The sequence below is a fragment of the Sphingomonas sp. AX6 genome (assembly GCF_902506605.1).
GTDB lineage: Bacteria > Pseudomonadota > Alphaproteobacteria > Sphingomonadales > Sphingomonadaceae > Sphingomonas.
Genome location: NZ_LR733979.1, coordinates 304809 through 321131, shown reverse-complemented (window position 1 = coordinate 321131; position 16323 = coordinate 304809). Strand labels below are relative to the sequence as shown.

At 64.0% G+C, this 16323-nt stretch carries 15 protein-coding genes; 5 read left to right on the top strand and 10 right to left on the bottom strand.

All coding sequences use genetic code 11. The features are described from left to right. Positions 1-7: 7 nt before the first annotated feature. The 3 genes from ENHY17A_RS01560 to recQ are packed head-to-tail and all read right to left on the bottom strand — an operon-like array spanning position 8 to position 2644. Positions 8-415 carry a hypothetical protein gene (locus ENHY17A_RS01560; protein WP_159709450.1) on the bottom strand — a complete coding sequence of 136 codons (408 nt, stop codon included), beginning with the start codon at positions 413-415 and terminating at the stop codon, positions 8-10. A 13-nt stretch (positions 416-428) separates the two neighbouring features. Next, on the bottom strand, positions 429-860 hold the full coding sequence (locus ENHY17A_RS01555; protein WP_159709448.1) for a TIGR01244 family sulfur transferase: 432 nt from the start codon (positions 858-860) through the stop codon (positions 429-431). 11 nt (positions 861-871) lie between these two features. Next, positions 872-2644, bottom strand: a complete 1773-nt coding sequence (recQ, locus tag ENHY17A_RS01550; protein ID WP_159709446.1) for a DNA helicase RecQ — start codon at positions 2642-2644, stop codon at positions 872-874. Between the two features lie 123 nt (positions 2645-2767). Between recQ and ENHY17A_RS01545 the strand changes: the two genes are divergently transcribed. Genes ENHY17A_RS01545 through ENHY17A_RS01535 form a run of 3 tightly spaced genes read left to right on the top strand, consistent with a single transcriptional unit; the run spans position 2768 to position 4267 of the window. Beyond that, positions 2768-3268, top strand: a complete 501-nt coding sequence (locus ENHY17A_RS01545) for a DUF2975 domain-containing protein (protein WP_159709444.1) — start codon at positions 2768-2770, stop codon at positions 3266-3268. After that, the gene (locus ENHY17A_RS01540; RefSeq protein WP_159709443.1) at positions 3268-3492 is read left to right on the top strand and encodes a helix-turn-helix domain-containing protein; all 225 of its coding nucleotides are present in this window, start codon (positions 3268-3270) and stop codon (positions 3490-3492) included. The genes ENHY17A_RS01545 and ENHY17A_RS01540 overlap by 1 nt, the downstream gene beginning before the upstream one ends. Then, positions 3476-4267: a hypothetical protein gene (locus ENHY17A_RS01535; protein WP_159709442.1), complete on the top strand. Its 792-nt coding sequence runs from the start codon at positions 3476-3478 to the stop codon at positions 4265-4267. The genes ENHY17A_RS01540 and ENHY17A_RS01535 overlap by 17 nt, the downstream gene beginning before the upstream one ends. Positions 4268-4331: 64 nt before the next feature. On the opposite strand, the gene katG is transcribed toward ENHY17A_RS01535, so the two are convergent. Together katG and ENHY17A_RS01525 are read right to left on the bottom strand one after the other, a co-directional pair. After that, positions 4332-6527 carry a catalase/peroxidase HPI gene (gene katG / locus ENHY17A_RS01530; RefSeq protein ID WP_159709441.1) on the bottom strand — a complete coding sequence of 732 codons (2196 nt, stop codon included), beginning with the start codon at positions 6525-6527 and terminating at the stop codon, positions 4332-4334. A gap of 158 nt (positions 6528-6685) precedes the next feature. Continuing rightward, the gene (locus ENHY17A_RS01525) at positions 6686-8503 is read right to left on the bottom strand and encodes an ABCB family ABC transporter ATP-binding protein/permease (RefSeq protein ID WP_159709440.1); all 1818 of its coding nucleotides are present in this window, start codon (positions 8501-8503) and stop codon (positions 6686-6688) included. 97 nt (positions 8504-8600) lie between these two features. On the opposite strand from ENHY17A_RS01525, the gene ENHY17A_RS01520 reads away from it, so the two are divergent. Both ENHY17A_RS01520 and ENHY17A_RS01515 read left to right on the top strand, forming a co-directional pair. After that, positions 8601-8837, top strand: coding sequence for a hypothetical protein (locus ENHY17A_RS01520; protein ID WP_159709439.1), 237 nt, complete (start codon positions 8601-8603; stop codon positions 8835-8837). A gap of 69 nt (positions 8838-8906) precedes the next feature. Beyond that, on the top strand, positions 8907-9311 hold the full coding sequence (locus ENHY17A_RS01515) for a hypothetical protein (RefSeq protein WP_159709438.1): 405 nt from the start codon (positions 8907-8909) through the stop codon (positions 9309-9311). Positions 9312-9422: 111 nt separating this feature from the next. On the opposite strand, the gene ENHY17A_RS01510 is transcribed toward ENHY17A_RS01515, so the two are convergent. From ENHY17A_RS01510 to gyrB, 5 genes are all read right to left on the bottom strand, one after another. Next, positions 9423-10367 carry a phytoene/squalene synthase family protein gene (locus ENHY17A_RS01510; RefSeq protein WP_159709437.1) on the bottom strand — a complete coding sequence of 315 codons (945 nt, stop codon included), beginning with the start codon at positions 10365-10367 and terminating at the stop codon, positions 9423-9425. A gap of 111 nt (positions 10368-10478) precedes the next feature. After that, positions 10479-11060, bottom strand: coding sequence for a TIGR00730 family Rossman fold protein (locus tag ENHY17A_RS01505; protein WP_159709436.1), 582 nt, complete (start codon positions 11058-11060; stop codon positions 10479-10481). After that, a complete protein-coding gene (locus ENHY17A_RS01500) occupies positions 11057-12535 on the bottom strand; it encodes a phytoene desaturase (protein WP_159709435.1) in 1479 nt (492 codons plus the stop codon). Before ENHY17A_RS01500 ends, ENHY17A_RS01505 begins: the two co-directional genes overlap by 4 nt. Further along, positions 12535-13695, bottom strand: a complete 1161-nt coding sequence (gene crtY / locus ENHY17A_RS01495) for a lycopene beta-cyclase CrtY (protein WP_159709434.1) — start codon at positions 13693-13695, stop codon at positions 12535-12537. Before crtY ends, ENHY17A_RS01500 begins: the two co-directional genes overlap by 1 nt. A 91-nt stretch (positions 13696-13786) precedes the next feature. After that, positions 13787-16300, bottom strand: coding sequence for a DNA topoisomerase (ATP-hydrolyzing) subunit B (gene gyrB / locus ENHY17A_RS01490; RefSeq protein ID WP_159709433.1), 2514 nt, complete (start codon positions 16298-16300; stop codon positions 13787-13789). Between the last annotated feature and the right edge of the window lie 23 nt (positions 16301-16323).

The following is a 16323-nucleotide window of genomic DNA, read 5'->3' as shown; positions in this document are numbered from 1 at the left end:
CCCGGCACTACGGCCGGGGTGACGAGTGAGTGGGGTTATGTCCCGCCAAAAACCCCTCGACCTCGCCCAACGCTCGCCCTTGCAAAACGACATCCCCAAACATCCGATCGCCCGACCGCAGCATCGTTCCTTCGCCCGCCGCTGCCAGCCCGACCGGCCGCACCAATTCCCGCACCGCCGGTTGCGCGCCATGTCGCTTGACCAGCGCAACCCGGTCGCCGCGCCCGCGCACCAACGCCGCGTCACCTTCACTCCCTAGCAGCACCGCCTCAGGCACGAAGCCCGGCAGCATGTCGCCCGCTGCGTCGATCGCCGCGGCCTCGTCCAGCGGATCGCCGCCCAGCTTCAGCCACGCGGCGATGCCCGCGAGCGCCAGCACCGCGACCAGCGATCCGCCGAGCAGCGCCCAATTCACGCGCGCGCGCCGCTCACTGCTTGCCGGACAGCGCGTCGAGCATCGGCTTCAGGCCGTTCAGGTCATATCCCGCACCCGCGCCCGCCTCGACGATCTCGCCCGGCGCACCGCCGCCCTTTGCCTCTGTCAGCGCCCACAAATTGCAGCTTCGCGTGCCCGACCGGCAATAGGCAAGCACCGGCCCGCCCGCATCTTCGACCGCGGCGGTCATCGCATCGATCTGGGGATGGCTGAACCCGGCTTGGGTCACGGGAATGGCGGAATAGGTCAGCCCTAAAGTCTCGGCCACTGCGCGGATCGCCTCGCCTTCGGGCTGGCCCGCTTCCTCGCCGTCGGGGCGGTTGTTGACGATGCTCTTGAACCCCAGACGCGCCAGTTCGGTGACGTCGGCCGGGTCGATCTGCGGACTGACCGAAACCCGGTCGTTGATGCGGCGGATATCCATCGAACCCCTCGTCAATTGTCGCGGATCACCCGCAGGAAGTCGTCACCATAAGCCTCCAGCTTCTTCGCGCCAACGCCGGGCACTTGGCCCAGCGCCGAAAGGCTGGCGGGCCGTGCCAGCGCCATGTCGCGCAGCGTGGAATCGTGAAAGATGACATAGGGCGGCAGGCCGGTTTCCGCGGCGATCTCGCGGCGTTTGGCACGCAGTGCCTCGAACAGCGGGTTGCCGACCGGATTGGCCTCGCCCCCACCGCGTGTGCTGCCCTTGCGCCGCCGTTCGCGTTTGGGCGGGACGACCAGCGAAACGGCTTCCTGACCTTTGAGGATCAGCCGCGCGCCGGGGCCGAATTCGAGCCCCCCATGGGCATTGGCGCGCAGCGCATCGCGTACCTGAAGCGCCCGCGCGACGGGTTTGAGCAGCGCCTGCTCGGCGGGCTCCAATATGCCCCATACCGACAGTTTCTCATGCCCGTTCATCAAACTGCGCTCGCTCGACTGACCGGTCAGCACGCTCTCGACATAGCCGGTGCCGAACATCTGACCCGTGCGAAATACGGCGGAGAGATATTTCTGCGCGACGACGCTCGCATCCACCGCATCGGGCGGGGTGAGGCAATTGTCGCAATTGCCGCAGTCGCGCTCAAGCGTTTCGCCGAAATGCTGAAGCAGGATGCGCCGCCTGCACGTCGCGGTCTCGACCAGCGCGCCCAGCGCGTTCAGCCGCGTGCGCTCGCCCGCCACCCGGCTCTCGCCGACTTCGCCCATCCGCTGGCGCGCGCGCGCGAAATCGTCGGCGCCCCAGAACAGATGTGCTTCGGCCGGATCACCGTCGCGGCCCGCGCGACCGGTTTCCTGATAATAGCTCTCGATCGACTTGGGCAACGCGGCGTGCGCGACGAAGCGGACATCGGGCTTGTCGATGCCCATCCCGAACGCGACGGTCGCGACCATCACCATGTCCTCGCTGGCGACGAACGCCGCCTGGTTGCGCTGGCGCACGGACGAATCGAGCCCGGCGTGATAGGGCAGCACGCGCCGCCCGCCCGATCCCAATTTCTCTGCCAGCCGCTCGACCGCGGCGCGCGTCGGGGCATAGACGATGCCGGGTCCGGGATGTTCGGCCATCAGGTCGCCGACCTGCCGCGCCACCACATCGCGCGGGGTGATGGTGTAGCGGATATTGGGCCGGTCGAACCCCGCGACGATCAGGCCGTCCGTGGGAATGCCCAGCTGTTCGAGGATATCGGCACGGGTATGCGCGTCCGCCGTCGCAGTCAGTGCCAGGCGCGGTACGTCCGGAAACGTGTCGAGCAGCGGTTTGAGCAACCGGTAATCGGGGCGGAAATCGTGGCCCCATTCGGAGACGCAGTGGGCCTCGTCGATCGCGAACAGGCTGAGCGGCGCGCTCGCCAGCAAGTCGCGGAAATGCCCCGATGATGCGCGTTCGGGCGCAACGTAAAGCAGATCGAGTTCGCCGTCGCGAAAACGCTGGATCGTCTCGGCGCGATTGTCGTCGGCGGATGTCAGCGTCGCGGCGCGGATGCCGACGCTGGTCGCGGCGCGCAGCTGGTCGTGCATCAACGCGATCAGCGGAGAGACGACGACGCACGTCCCCTTCATCATCACTGCCGGCAATTGATAGGTCAGCGACTTGCCCGCCCCCGTCGGCATCACCGCCAGCGTGCGATCGCCCGCCAGCACCCGGTCGACGACATCGGCCTGCACCCCGCGGAAGGCAGGAAAACCAAAAGTCGATTGCAGGACGGGCAAGGGATCGGGACGCATCGCGCCCTCTATAGCGCAACGAAGCGAGGCGTCACCCCCGACAGAATATCGTTAAACGATAAAATGATTTGCCGTTTTACGATATGCTGATTATCGATAATCGATCTTTGAGGGAGTGAGTCGATGCTGAACGTCGTTCGTCGCCTGTTGCAAGTCTTGCTGGTGCTCAACTGGGTAGCGGTTGCCGGGTTCGTCGTCTTCGCAGGGTTTCTCGCCTTCGCGCCCGACCACATGGCGACGCAGTTCACGGAGGATTTCGGCGCCAACGCAGATGCCGCGCGTCATGCGATCATCGGGATGATGGCGGTCGGGGTCGTCGCGGCGGTGCCCGTGCATGTCATCTTTACCCGGCTCATCGCGATGATCGACACGGTGCGTGCCGGACACCCCTTCGTGGCGGCGAATGCCGACCGGCTGCGCCACATCGCCTGGGGCATGCTCGCCCTCCAGTTCATCGACATCGCATTCGGCTGGTTCGCGTGGCGGCTGGGCGAGGCGACGGGCGAGCTGATCGGCTGGCAATTCTCGGTCACCGGCTGGCTCGCGGTGCTGCTGCTCTTCGTCCTGGCCCGCGTCTTCCAGCAGGGCGCGGCGATGCAGGACGAGCTTGAGGCGACGGTCTGATGGCCGTTCGCGTAACGCTCGACGCGATCCTGCACGATCGCCGCATGACGCTGACCGAACTGGCGGAGCGGGTCGATATCACGCTCGCCAATCTGTCGATCCTGAAGACCGGCAAGGCCAAGGCGATCCGTTTTTCGACGCTAAACGCGATCTGCCGCGAACTCGGCTGCCAGCCGGGCGACATATTGAGTTTCGAAGAGGGGGAGGATGACGATGTGGAATGACCTGAAGGAGATCTTCGCACGATCGGGCCGCTACGCGCTGCTATGCCCGATCCTGTTCCTGATTCCGGTCGGACTGGAAATGATCCAGCACGCGGTCGAAATTCGCGGGGGCATGTATGTCGATGCCGACGGAATGCGCGCTGCAGGCGACGATCCGCTGCGCATGGCGATGGGGCATCTGAAGGTCGTGGCACTGTTCCTGGTCGGATACTGGGCGGCACGCTTCTTGGTATTCGGAGACGACCCCGCAGCCGCACGCCGAATCGATCCGCGCGCGGTGCGCCTGTTCCTGCCGGTCATGGCATGGGGCCTGTTCTGGCTGCTGGCGATCCAGGACGGGCCGCTGATCGCCGGTGCGCTTGGCATCGCGTCCGCGACGTCCAGCATCGTCCTGCTGTCGGTCATGATCGCCAGCCTGTTCTTCGAACCATTGCTCAGCGCGTGGAAGACTTCGGCCGCCGCGGCCAACCCGGCCATCGGCTTTGTCGGCTCGATCCGCTTGACCCGGCCAGTCTATGTGCGCGCCCTAGGCTTGTCGTTGATCGCGATGCTGCCGCTGATGGTCGCCCATTATGCGCTCGCCTATTTCGCGGTGGGTCAGTCGTCCGCGCTGGTCTGGGCGCTGATGGCGGTCGATTCACTGTTGGTCGGCTACATGGGCGTGACGATGATCGCGACCAGCTATGTCATCGCCCGCCGGGTGGCGGATCGCGCCGGGATCGATCTGGCAGCCGCCGGACCGGGCCGTCCATCCGCAAAGGCGGTGATGGCCTGATGCCGCATACGAAAACGGCCCCGACATTTTCAGTCGGGGCCGTATCCAGTTGGCAAGAATGCGATCAGTTCAGGTCGAACCGGTCGGCGTTCATCACCTTGCTCCAAGCCTTTACGAAGTCCTTTACGAACTTCTCCTCATGGCCGTTCTCGGCATAGACCTCGGCCACCGCGCGCAGTTCCGAATTCGATCCGAAGATCAGGTCGGCGCGGGTCGCGTGCCAGGTTTCGTGGCCGCCCTTGCGGTCGGTCGCGACATATTCCTGGTCGTCCGATCCCTCGACCGCCTTCCAGACATTGGTCATACCCAGCAGGTTAACGAAGAAGTCGTTGGTCAACTGCCCCGACCGCTTGGTGAAATGGCCATGCCCGCGCTCGCCATGATTGGCACCCAGCACGCGAAGGCCACCGATCAGCACGACCATTTCGGGCACCGACAGGCCGAGCAGCGATGCGCGGTCGAGCATCATTTCCTCGGTCTTCACCGCCAGCTTCTTCTTGCCGACATAGTTGCGGAATGCGTCGGCTTCGGGCTCCATCACGTCGAAGCTTTCGGCGTCGGTCTGGTCCTGGCTCGCATCGCCGCGTCCGCCGGTGAACGGCACCGCGACACTGAACCCGGCGTCACTGATTGCCTTTTCAAGCCCGACCACGCCGCCAAGTACGATGGCATCGGCCATCGACATTGAACCGCGCAGGCCGTCGAGCGTGGTGAGCACCTTCGCCAGCATTTCGGGCTCGTTGACGTCCCAGTCCTTTTGCGGGGCCAGACGGACGCGCGCGCCGTTGGCGCCACCGCGATGGTCCGACTTGCGATAGGTGCTGGCCGACGCCCAGGCGGTTTTGACAAGCTGGCTGACGGTCAGGCCGCTGTCGGCGATCTTCGCCTTCACTGCCGCGACATCCGCGTCCGACGGCGTCGTGCCGACGGGCACGGGGTCCTGCCAGATCAGGTCTTCGCCGGGCACTTCCGGACCCAGATACCGGACCTTCGGCCCCATATCGCGGTGCGTCAGTTTGAACCAGGCGCGGGCGAACGCGTCCTTGAACGCTTCATGGTCGTTGCGGAACCGCTCGCTGATCGCGCGGAATTCGGGATCGACCTTCAGCGCCATGTCGGCAGTGGTCATCATCGTCGGAACCTTGACGTTCGGGTCCCAGGCCGCAGGCGCCATATCCTCTTCGCGCTGGTTGATCGGCTGCCATTGCTGCGCGCCCGCAGGCGAATGGACGATCTCATATTCGTAATCGAGCAGCAGGCGGAAGTAATTCTCGGTCCACTCGGTCGGGGTGTTCACCCACGACCCTTCGATGCCGCTGGTCACCGTGTGCTCGCCGATGCCGCCGCTTTCATGGCCGCTGACCCAGCCGAAGCCTTGGGCGACGAGATCGCCGCCCGACGGCGCGTTGCCCAGCAGCGACGCATCGCCATTGCCGTGCGCCTTGCCAAAGGTGTGGCCCCCGGCGGTCAGCGCGACGGTTTCCTCATGGTTCATCGCCATGCGTTCGAACGTCGCCTTCATGTCGCGTGCCGACAGCAAAGGATCGGGGTTGCCGCCCGGGCCTTCGGGATTGACGTAGATCAGGCCCATCTGGATCGCCGCCAGCGGGCCTTCCAGTTCGTGCATGCCGTGTTCGGGCGAAATCCGGGTCTGAACGCCTTCGTTCACCCATTTGTCTTCCGAACCCCAGTAGATATCGCGCTCTGGCTCGAACACGTCCGCGCGACCGCCGCCGAAGCCGAACACCGGGCCGCCCATGCTTTCGATCGCGACGTTGCCGGTCAGGATGAACAGATCGGCCCAGCTGATCTTGTTGCCGTATTTCTGCTTGATCGGCCACAACAGGCGGCGCGCCTTGTCGAGATTGCCGTTATCGGGCCATGAATCGAGCGGCGCGAAACGCTGTTGACCGCTACTGGCGCCGCCGCGACCATCGGCAGTGCGATAGGTGCCGGCCGCGTGCCAGGCCATGCGGATGAAGAACGGACCATAATGTCCGTAATCGGCGGGCCACCACGGCTGGCTGTCGGTCATCAGCGCGGTCAGATCGGCCTTCAGCGCGTCGTAATCGAGCTGTTTGAACGCTTCGGCATAGTTGAAGTCGTCGCCCATCGGGTTCGACGGGCCATTGGGGTTCAACACCTCGGTCGCCAGCATTTCGGGCCACCAATCCTTGTTGGTGCGACCCAGCAGCGAGCGAACCCCGCCATCGCCCTTCATCGGGCAGCCCCCGTCGATCGATCCGGTCTTGGCGTCCATGGGAAGCTCTCCATTCTATCAGTTGTCGTTGCGTTCAGGCTATCGAAGCGGCCCTGACGATTGAAACGAGATAATCAGGTCAGGGCTAGTGGAAGAATCGATCAGCCACCCTATCCGTGATTGACGAAAGCGAACAGCGGCGATGCGATTGACGCGGGCTAAACCGCGTCGAGCGCCTTTTCACGCTGCTCGGCCTGCGCGCGCCACATCGCGGCATAAAGCCCGTCGGCGCGCAGCAATTCGGCATGGGTGCCCTGCTCTGCAACCTGCCCGCCATCCAGCACGACGATACGATCCGCATTGACCACGGTGGACAGGCGGTGCGCGATGACGATGGTCGTACGACCGCGCTCAATCGCCTCAAGCGTGGTCTGGATCGCAGCTTCGGTACGACTGTCGAGCGCGCTGGTCGCCTCGTCCAGGATCAGGATCGGCGGGTCTTTGAGCAAGGTGCGCGCAATCGCCACGCGCTGTTTCTCACCCCCCGACAGTTTCAGCCCGCGTTCGCCGACGCGCGTGTCATAGCCATCCGGCAAGGCTTCGATGAACGGTGCGATCGCAGCCCCGCGGGCGGCATTGCGGATTTCGTCTTCGCCCGCGCCTTCGCGGCCATAGGCGATGTTGTAGCCGATGGTGTCGTTGAACAGCACCGTATCCTGCGGCACGATGCCGATCGCGCTGCGCAAGGACGCTTGCTGGACCTGGGCGATATTCTGCCCATCGACGGTGATCGCCCCGCCCTGAATATCGTAGAAGCGGAACAACAACCGAGCGAGCGTGGACTTGCCCGCGCCCGACGGGCCGACGACCGCAACCGTATGCCCGGCAGGCACGTCCAGGCTCAGCCCGTTCAGGATCGTGCGGTCGGGATCATAGCCGAACACGACATTGTCGAACCGCACCGCCGCACCCCGCACCGCCAGCGGTTTCGCGTCGGCGACATCCTTCACCTCGGCATCGGTGTCGACCAGATCGAACATCGCACCCATGTCGATCACACCCTGACGCACGGTGCGATAGACGAAGCCCAGCATGTCGAGCGGCCGGAACAACTGCACCAGCAATGTCGACACCAGCACCACGTCGCCGCTGGTGAATTCGCCCGTCGACCAGCCCCAGGCGATCATCGCCATGCCGAAGCCGAGCATGACGTTGGTGATGACCGCTTGCCCGACGTTCAACCACGCCAGGCTGTTCTCCGACTTCACCGCCGCTTCGGAATAGGCGTGGATGGCGTTGTCGTAACGCTGCGCCTCGCGGTTTTCGGCGTTGAAATATTTGACGGTCTCGAAATTGAGCAGTGAGTCCACCGCGTGGGCGACCGCCCCGGTGTCGAGGTCGTTCATCTCGGCGCGCAGCTTTGCTCGCCAGTCGGTCACGAACCGCGTGAAGCCGATATAGACGACCACCATGCCCAGCGTGCTCGCGACCAGCCAGCTGCCGAATTGCGATCCGAAGATTTGCAGCACCAGCGCGAGTTCGAGGATGGTGGGCGCAATGTTGAACAACAGGAAATAGAGCATGGTATCGATGCTCTTGGTCCCGCGCTCGACCACTTTAGTGACCGCACCCGTTCGCCGCTCCAGATGAAAGCGTAGCGACAGATTGTGGAGGTGGCGAAACACCGTCGCCGCCAGCCGCCGCGTCGCATCCTGTCCCACCCGCTCGAACACCGCATTGCGCAGATTGTCGAACAAGACGGTGCCCAGCCTGGCCACCGCATAACCGATCACCAGCAGCACCACGAGCGTGGCCAGCGAACGATCGCCGGTCGCCATATTGTCGACCGCGCCTTTCAGCGCGAACGGCGCGCCGTAAACCTGCACCAGTTTGGACAGGATCACGAATCCCATGGCGACGACGATCCGTGCCTTCAGCCCCGGCATGTTCGCGGGCCACAGATAGGGCAGGAATCGCCGCACGGTCGCGAAGACGGGACGATCGGCGTCGGTGGAGGCGGGGGGAAGCGGCGGCATTGTCGAGGGGCTATTTGGGGGTTCCGTCGCACGTCCGCAACGCGTCGGCGTGGAACCACCGCCATGGCCAAGTGTTTAAGATGCGATTGGAGGGAATATGGAACCGCTCGTTTACGTCATGGCCATCCTCGGATGCGGCGACCCCGGCACCCAGTGCCAGGAAGCGCGCCTTGAGCCCGTGACCTATGTCAGCGCGGCGCAATGCCGGACCGAAATTCCCAACGTGCTGATGCGCAGCACCGACCTCGATTACCCGACCATCGGTGCAGCCTGCCAGTCGAACCGCGAACGCGCTGCACAGAACAAGCCGATGCCAGACGCCAATCGCGGCTGATCCCAACCGACTTTTTGATACCCCCCTGAACTGATACCCTCCCTCCGGGCAACCGGGGGGAGTTTTTTTATGGCGCGAGTCGTATTGGGCATCATCGTCGGCATCGCCGTATCGATGGGAAGCATCTTCGTGGTCGAATGGGTGGGTCACCAGCTCTACCCGCCGCCTGTCGGCGTCTCGATGAACAGCCCCGAAATCGTTGCCGACTATATCGCCACCGCCCCGGTCATGGCGCTGATCTTTCCGCCCCTCGGCTGGTTCGCCGGTGCCGCGATCGGCGGCTGGGCAGCGCGGTCCATTACGCGCAAGCATTGGGCGGGTTGGGTGATCGCCGGGCTGGTGCTCGTCGGCGGGATCATCAACCTGTTCCTGATCCCGGCGCCGTTGTGGATGCAGATCGCGGCGGTCGCGGCACCGTTCTTGGGGGGATGGGTCGCCACCAAGCTACCGACGGACAGGCCGGTAGCGAACTGAACCTGCTCCTATCCCGGTCGTGCTGAGCTTGTCGAAGCACTGTCCTTTTCTTCCGACGCCAAGAACGACAGTGCTTCGACAGGCTCAGCACGAACGGGGAGAGGAATCGCACTATCGCGGCCGAGTCCACAATTCGGGGGAGCGCGGGGTGTCGGGCAAGCGTGCCCGCCCACTGGCATGGGCGAAGGCGCGCAGGATGAAGCCCGCTTTCTCTGCTTTCGACGTAGTGACACGGTGATCCCACGCATGATCGCCGCGCTTGGCGACCTTGCGCGCGATATCGCCGTAAATGCCCGCTGCCGACAGCACCGCCCAGGCCGGGCGAAAGGCGAGCTGCTTGGTGCCGATCCTAGCGCTTTCTTCGTGCGCCGCTGCCAGTTCCGCCAAGCGGTGCGCCAACACCGTCAGCCGCGGGCGAAATGGCGGTTTCATGTGCTGGCCCGGGGGCATGTCCATCTCGACAAGCCATTCCTCGGGTAGGTAACAGCGTGCCGCGCGGTCGTCCTCCTCGATATCGCGCGCGATATTGGCGAGCTGGAATGCGAGGCCCAGGTCGCACGCGCGGTCGAGCGTCGCGTCGTCTTGCGGATCGACCCCCATCACCACGGCCATCATGCAGCCCACCGCACCGGCGACGTGATAGCAATATTGCATCAGGTCGTGGGTCGATCGCGGCCGCCAGTCGTCGGCGTCGAGCGCGAAGCCCGCGATGACGTCGTCCACGAACCGCCGCGGCATGTGCGTTTCCTCGCAGACGATCCGCAGCGCGTCGAAAGCGGGAACGCCGACCCACTCGCCCGCCAGCGCGCGGTCGGTGAGCGTGCGGATCAGCGCCAGCCGCTGCGGCGCATCGTCCACCCGTACCATGCCGTGGCCGTGGTCCTGCCCGTCGGCCAGATCGTCGCACGCACGGCACCAGGCGTAGAGCAGCCAGGCGCGTTCACGAGTCCGGCGGTCGAACAAGCGGCTGGCGGCGGAAAAGCTTTTCGACCCGCGCGCGATCGATTCCTGCGCAGTCGCAACGATGGCAGCGCGGGAGGGGTGGGTGGCGGTCATGCCGCTATCCGTTCGTTTCGAGCGAAGTCGAGAAACGTGAGCCGGGCGCTCGTAAGCGTTTCTCGACTTCGCTCGAAACGAACGGAGAGGGTTCGGCGATCATTACGAGTATCACAAATCCTTCGCGCCGATCTGGCCGACGGTCTGGGCCGGGACGTGCGCCGCCATCTTGGCGAGCAATCCGTCCAGCCTGTCGTCGATCAGCAGCAATCGGCGATGCTGGGCGCGCAGGAAACCCACCTCGCCCATCTTGCCAACGAATTCGATCAACCCATCATAGAAGCCCGCGACGTTGAGCAGTCCCACCGGCTTTGCGTGGTAACCGATCTGCGCCCAGCTCATCGCTTCCCACAATTCGTCCATCGTGCCGGTGCCGCCCGGCAGCGTCACGAAGCCATCGGACAGGTCGGTGAACGCCTGTTTGCGCTCGTGCATGGTGCGGACGATGTGGAGTTCGGTGCAGCCGCGATGTGCGACTTCGGCATCGACCAGCGCTTGCGGGATAACGCCGATAACTTCGCCGCCCGCCTCAAGCGCCGCATCCGCGACCGCGCCCATCAGGCCCAGCCGACCGCCGCCATAGACGACGCCGATGCCACGTTCGGCGAGCGCGCGGCCGACGGCCTTGGCGCTTTCGACATAGACGGGATCGGTGGGGGTCGCGGAGCCACAGTAAATGGCCAAACGCTTCACCGCAAATCCTCCAGCATCAATTTCGCGGTCGCCTTGGCGCTGCCGACAACCCCCGGAATCCCCGCCCCCGGATGCGTCCCAGCGCCGACCAGATACATATTGGGAATATGGTCGTCGCGATTATGCCCGCGGAAATAGGCGCTTTGCGTCAGCAGTGGCTCCAGGCTGAATGCCGATCCCAGATGCGCGTTCAGGTCGGTCGCGAAATTGGTCGGCATATAGCTGAACTTGGTGGTGATCCGCTCATGGATGTCGGGGATCAAACGGCGTCCGATCTCGTCCAGAATGCGCTTTTCGAACACCGGCCCGATCTGATCCCAGTCGGCGGGGAATTTACCCATGTGCGGCACGGGTGCCAGCGCATAAAAGGTCGAATGCCCCGGCGGCGCCATCGACGGATCGGTGATCGTCGGATGGTGCAGATAGAGCGAGAAGTCCTTGGGCAGCACGCCGTGATCGTAGATATCGGCGAGCAGTCCCTGATAGCGCGGGCCGAACAGGATCATGTGGTGCGGAATCCCGGGCCACGTCCCCTTGATCCCGAAATGCACGACGAACAGCGATGGCGAATATTTCTTCTTTTCCAGCGAATTGGCGGTCCGCTGCGCGCTGCGCGACGTCTTCAGCAGGTCGCGATAGCTGTGCATGATGTCGGCGTTCGACGCCGCCGCATCGACGTCGATATGATAGCCGCTGGCGGTGGTCACCCCGGTCACCTTGTCGCCCAGCGTGTCGATCGATGTGACCGCATCGTTCAGCCGGATCGTGCCGCCCAGCCGCTCGAAATGCTTGACCATGCCTGCCACCAGCCGGTTGGTCCCGCCGCGCGCGAACCAGACGCCGCCATCGCGCTCCAGCTTGTGGATCAGCGCATAGATCGCGCTGGTGTTCATCGGATTGCCGCCGACGAGCAGCGTGTGGAACGACAGCGCCTGGCGCAATTTCTCGTTCTTCACGAAACTCGACACCATCGAATAAACCGACCGCCACGCCTGATGCTTCATCAGTGCAGGCGCCGCCTTGATCATCGATGCGAAGTCGAGGAACGGCACATGGCCTAGCTTGACGTATCCCTCCTGATAGACGCCCGCGGAGTAATCGAGAAACTTGCGATACCCCTCGATATCGCGCGGATCGAGCTTGCCGATCTCCGCCTTCAGCGACACGTCGTCGTTCGAATAATCGAAGTTCGTGCCATCGGGCCAGTTCAGCCGATAGAAGGGGCTGACCGGATCGAGGGTCACATCCTGCGCCATGTCGTGGCCGGTAATCGACCAGAGTTCGGTCAGCGATTCGGGCGCGGTGATGACGGTCGGCCCGGCATCGAACACATGGCCGTCGCGTTCCCAATAATAAGCGCGACCGCCCGGTTTGTCCCGCGATTCCAGGATGGTGGTCGAAATTCCGGCGGCTTGCAGGCGGATGGCAAGTGCCAGTCCGCCAAAGCCCGATCCGATGACCGCTGCGGTCTTCATCAACGCATTCCCCTGATCGCACCGATGGCCCGGGAGATGGGCACGGGTGGCTTGCCGCTCAACACGCGTGCGCGGTCGAGCCATGACGATTGCCCGGCATAGAAGCGCGCGACAAGTCCCGCGTCCAGCCGATAGAAACGCTCAAGAATGCCGTAACGCTCTTCCGGCTCCGCCGCCTTGAACAGCATCGCGCTCAGCATCCGATAAAAGCCGCGTGATTTCCACGTCTTGCGCGCAAAGTCATGCGTCAGGGCGTGGAGCGCCGAGCCAGAGAAATCCGATTGCTTGGAAATCAGGCTCGCCAGCCGAACCGCATCGGGCAGCGAATAGCCGGTCAGCGGATGGAATAGCCCCGCGCGCATGCCCGCTTTTGCCACCTGCGCACCGCCGCTTGCCCAATAACCTTCGAAATCGCCGCCCATCGCCACCGGCAGCACCCCCGTTTCGGTCCGCAGGACGCGCTCGATCGGCCACCCTCGCGCATCGGCATAGGCATAGATGCGCTTCTTGTAGCCGCGCAGGTCGATATCGGGCGTGTCGCTGTAATAGGTGTCCTCGACGAACATCCGTGTTGCCGCAAAGGGCAGGCTATAGACGAACCGATATCCATCGATCTGTTCGACGTTCGCATCCATGATGATCGGCCGCGTCAAATTGTGCGGCTCGCCGAGTTCCAGTTCCTGGCCCACGAATTTTTGCCAACCGAGCTGGAGATGGTCGAGATTGGCGGGACCGCGGCAATCGATCACGCCCTTCGCGTCGATCCGCGTGCCGTCTGCCAGTTGCACGCGGCGTCCGCTGACCCCCAGCACCTGACGGCGCAGCATCACCGAACGCTTGGGCATCGCCTCGCGCAGCACGCGGTCCAGCCGTTCGGATTCGATCGAATAATAGCCGGATTTCAGCGTTCTCTGATGCGCCGGAAACCGCACATCATAGCCGGTCCAGCCATAGGAGACGAGCGGGGCGACCAGCCAGCGATCGGCGTCGGCAATGTCGCTGGGGAAAAAGGACCAGATATGATTGCCGCCGATCGCCCGCCCACCCTCGATCACGCGAACGTCGAGTTCGGGATGCGACTTGTTGAGCGCCAGCGCAATCAGCGCACCGGCAAGGCCGCCGCCGACAATGGCGACGTCACAGCTAAGCGTGGACGACATGCCCGCCGCCTAGCCGATGTGCGCAGGGGGGGGAAGGGCAGTGGTCACCGCACGGGATCGGCTCGGCGCAACCGCACCGATCCCGGTAAGATCAAACGTCGAGATTGGCGACCGACAGCGCGTTTTCCTGAATGAATTCGCGGCGGGGTTCGACGACGTCGCCCATCAAGCGGGTGAAGATTTCGTCCGCGACATCGGCCTGGTCGATCGCGACGCGCAACATCGACCGGTTGGTGGGGTCGAGCGTGGTTTCCCACAATTGCTCGGCGTTCATTTCGCCCAGCCCCTTGTAGCGCTGGATGGAAAGGCCCTTGCGGCCCGCGGCCAGGATCGCGTCGAGCAACTGGCTCGGGCGCGAAATGCCGATTTCGCCCTTGCCCAGCGCGGGTGCTTCGTCCTCTTCGCTCTCGGCCTGGTCGGTGGCGGTCGACGCGGATTTGACCGGCACGAGCTTGGCCGCACCGTCATAGCTGAGCGTCTCTTCCGCTGCCAAACCATGGAGCTTGCGCGCTTCGGCGGAGGTCAGGAACGCCGCCTCAATCACATGATGGTCGGTGACGCCGCGCCAAATCCGCTTGAAATGGATTCCGCCTTCTTCGGACAGCGAGGCGGTCCAACGCGCGTCGGCATCGGTCTGGTCGAGCCGCTGGGCGGTGATCGCCAGCCGTTCGGCGCGCTGGTCGCGCGTGGCTTCGGGATCGAAGATGCCGGCCAGTGCCAACGCCTCGATGATGTTCGCCGAATAACGCCGCGGGACATAGCGCATCAGCGTACGCATCCGCCGCGCATGATCGGCCAGCGCGCGCAGGTCGGCGCCAGTGCGCACTTCGCCCTCACGTTCGAACCGCACCGACGCTACGCCGTTTTCGACGAGATATTCGTCCATCGCGGCATCGTCCTTGAGGTAGACCTCGGACCGTCCGCGCGTCGCCTTGTAGAGCGGCGGCTGCGCGATGTAGAGATGCCCGGCCTCGATGATCGGCAGCATGTGGCGATAGAAAAACGTCAGCAGCAGCGTGCGGATATGCGCGCCATCGACATCGGCGTCGGTCATGATCACGATCTTGTGATAGCGCAGCTTGTCGAGGTTGAATTCGTCGAGAATCCCGGTGCCCATCGCTTGGATCAGCGTGCCGATTTCGCGCGACGAGATCATCCGGTCGAACCGCGCGCGCTCCACGTTCAGGATCTTGCCGCGCAAGGGCAGGATCGCTTGGAAATGACGGTCGCGGCCCTGCTTCGCCGAGCCGCCTGCCGAATCGCCTTCGACCAGGAACAGTTCGGACTTTGCCGGATCGCGTTCCTGGCAATCGGCGAGCTTGCCGGGAAGCGAAGCGATATCCATCGCGCCCTTGCGCCGGGTCAATTCGCGCGCCTTCTTCGCGGCTTCGCGCGCGGCGGCGGCGTCGATGACCTTCTGGATCACCTGACGTGCGGGCTGGGGATTCTCCTCCAGCCATTCCGCAAGCTTGTCGGCCATCAGCGACTCAAGAGGCTGGCGCACTTCGGAGGACACCAATTTGTCCTTGGTCTGCGACGAGAATTTGGGATCGGGCAGCTTGACCGAGACGATCGCGGTCAGCCCTTCGCGCATGTCATCGCCGGTCAGGCTGACCTTTTCCTTCTTCAACATCCCCGACTTGTCGGCGTAGTTGTTGAGCGTGCGCGTCAGCGCCGCGCGGAACGCGGCCAGATGCGTGCCGCCATCGCGCTGCGGGATGTTGTTGGTGAAACACAGCACGTTTTCGTAATAGCTGTCGTTCCATTCGAGCGAGACGTCGATGCCGACATCGTCGCGGTCGCCGACGATTGCGATCGGCTCGGGAATCAACGCCGCCTTGTTGCGATCGAGATATTTGACGAACGCTGCGATGCCGCCTTCGTAATACAGCTCGACCTCTTTGACTTCCTCGTGCCGGGCATCGCGCAGGAAAAGCCGCACGCCCGAATTGAGGAAGGCGAGTTCACGGTAGCGATGCTCCAGCTTGTCGAAATCGAACTCGGTAATCTTGAAGGTCGATGGCGATGGCAGGAAGGTGACGCGCGTCCCCTTGCGCCCGTCCGACGGCCCGACGACCTTCAGCGGTGCCACGGCATCGCCGTAAGCGAAGCGCATGTAATTTTCTTCGCCATCGCGCCAGATGGTCAGGTCGAGCCATTCGCTGAGCGCGTTGACGACCGACACCCCGACGCCGTGAAGACCGCCCGAGACCTTGTAGGCATTGTCGTCCGACGTATTCTCGAACTTACCGCCCGCGTGAAGCTGGGTCATGATGACTTCGGCCGCCGACACGCCTTCTTCGGCGTGGATGCCGGTGGGAATGCCGCGGCCGTTGTCCTCGACCGTGACCGATCCGTCGGCGTTCAGCTGAATGATGACGCGGTCGCAATGCCCCGCCAGCGCCTCGTCGATCGAATTGTCCGAAACCTCGAACACCATGTGGTGGAGGCCCGACCCGTCATCGGTGTCGCCGATATACATGCCGGGGCGTTTGCGCACGGCGTCTAGCCCTTTGAGGACCTTGATCGACGACGCGCCATATTCATTCTGGTTGCTGGTCGCGGCGCCTGCGTTCGCGCCGCCATTTTCAGTGGGTTCTGCCATGCCCATCCTATAGGCACTTGCCC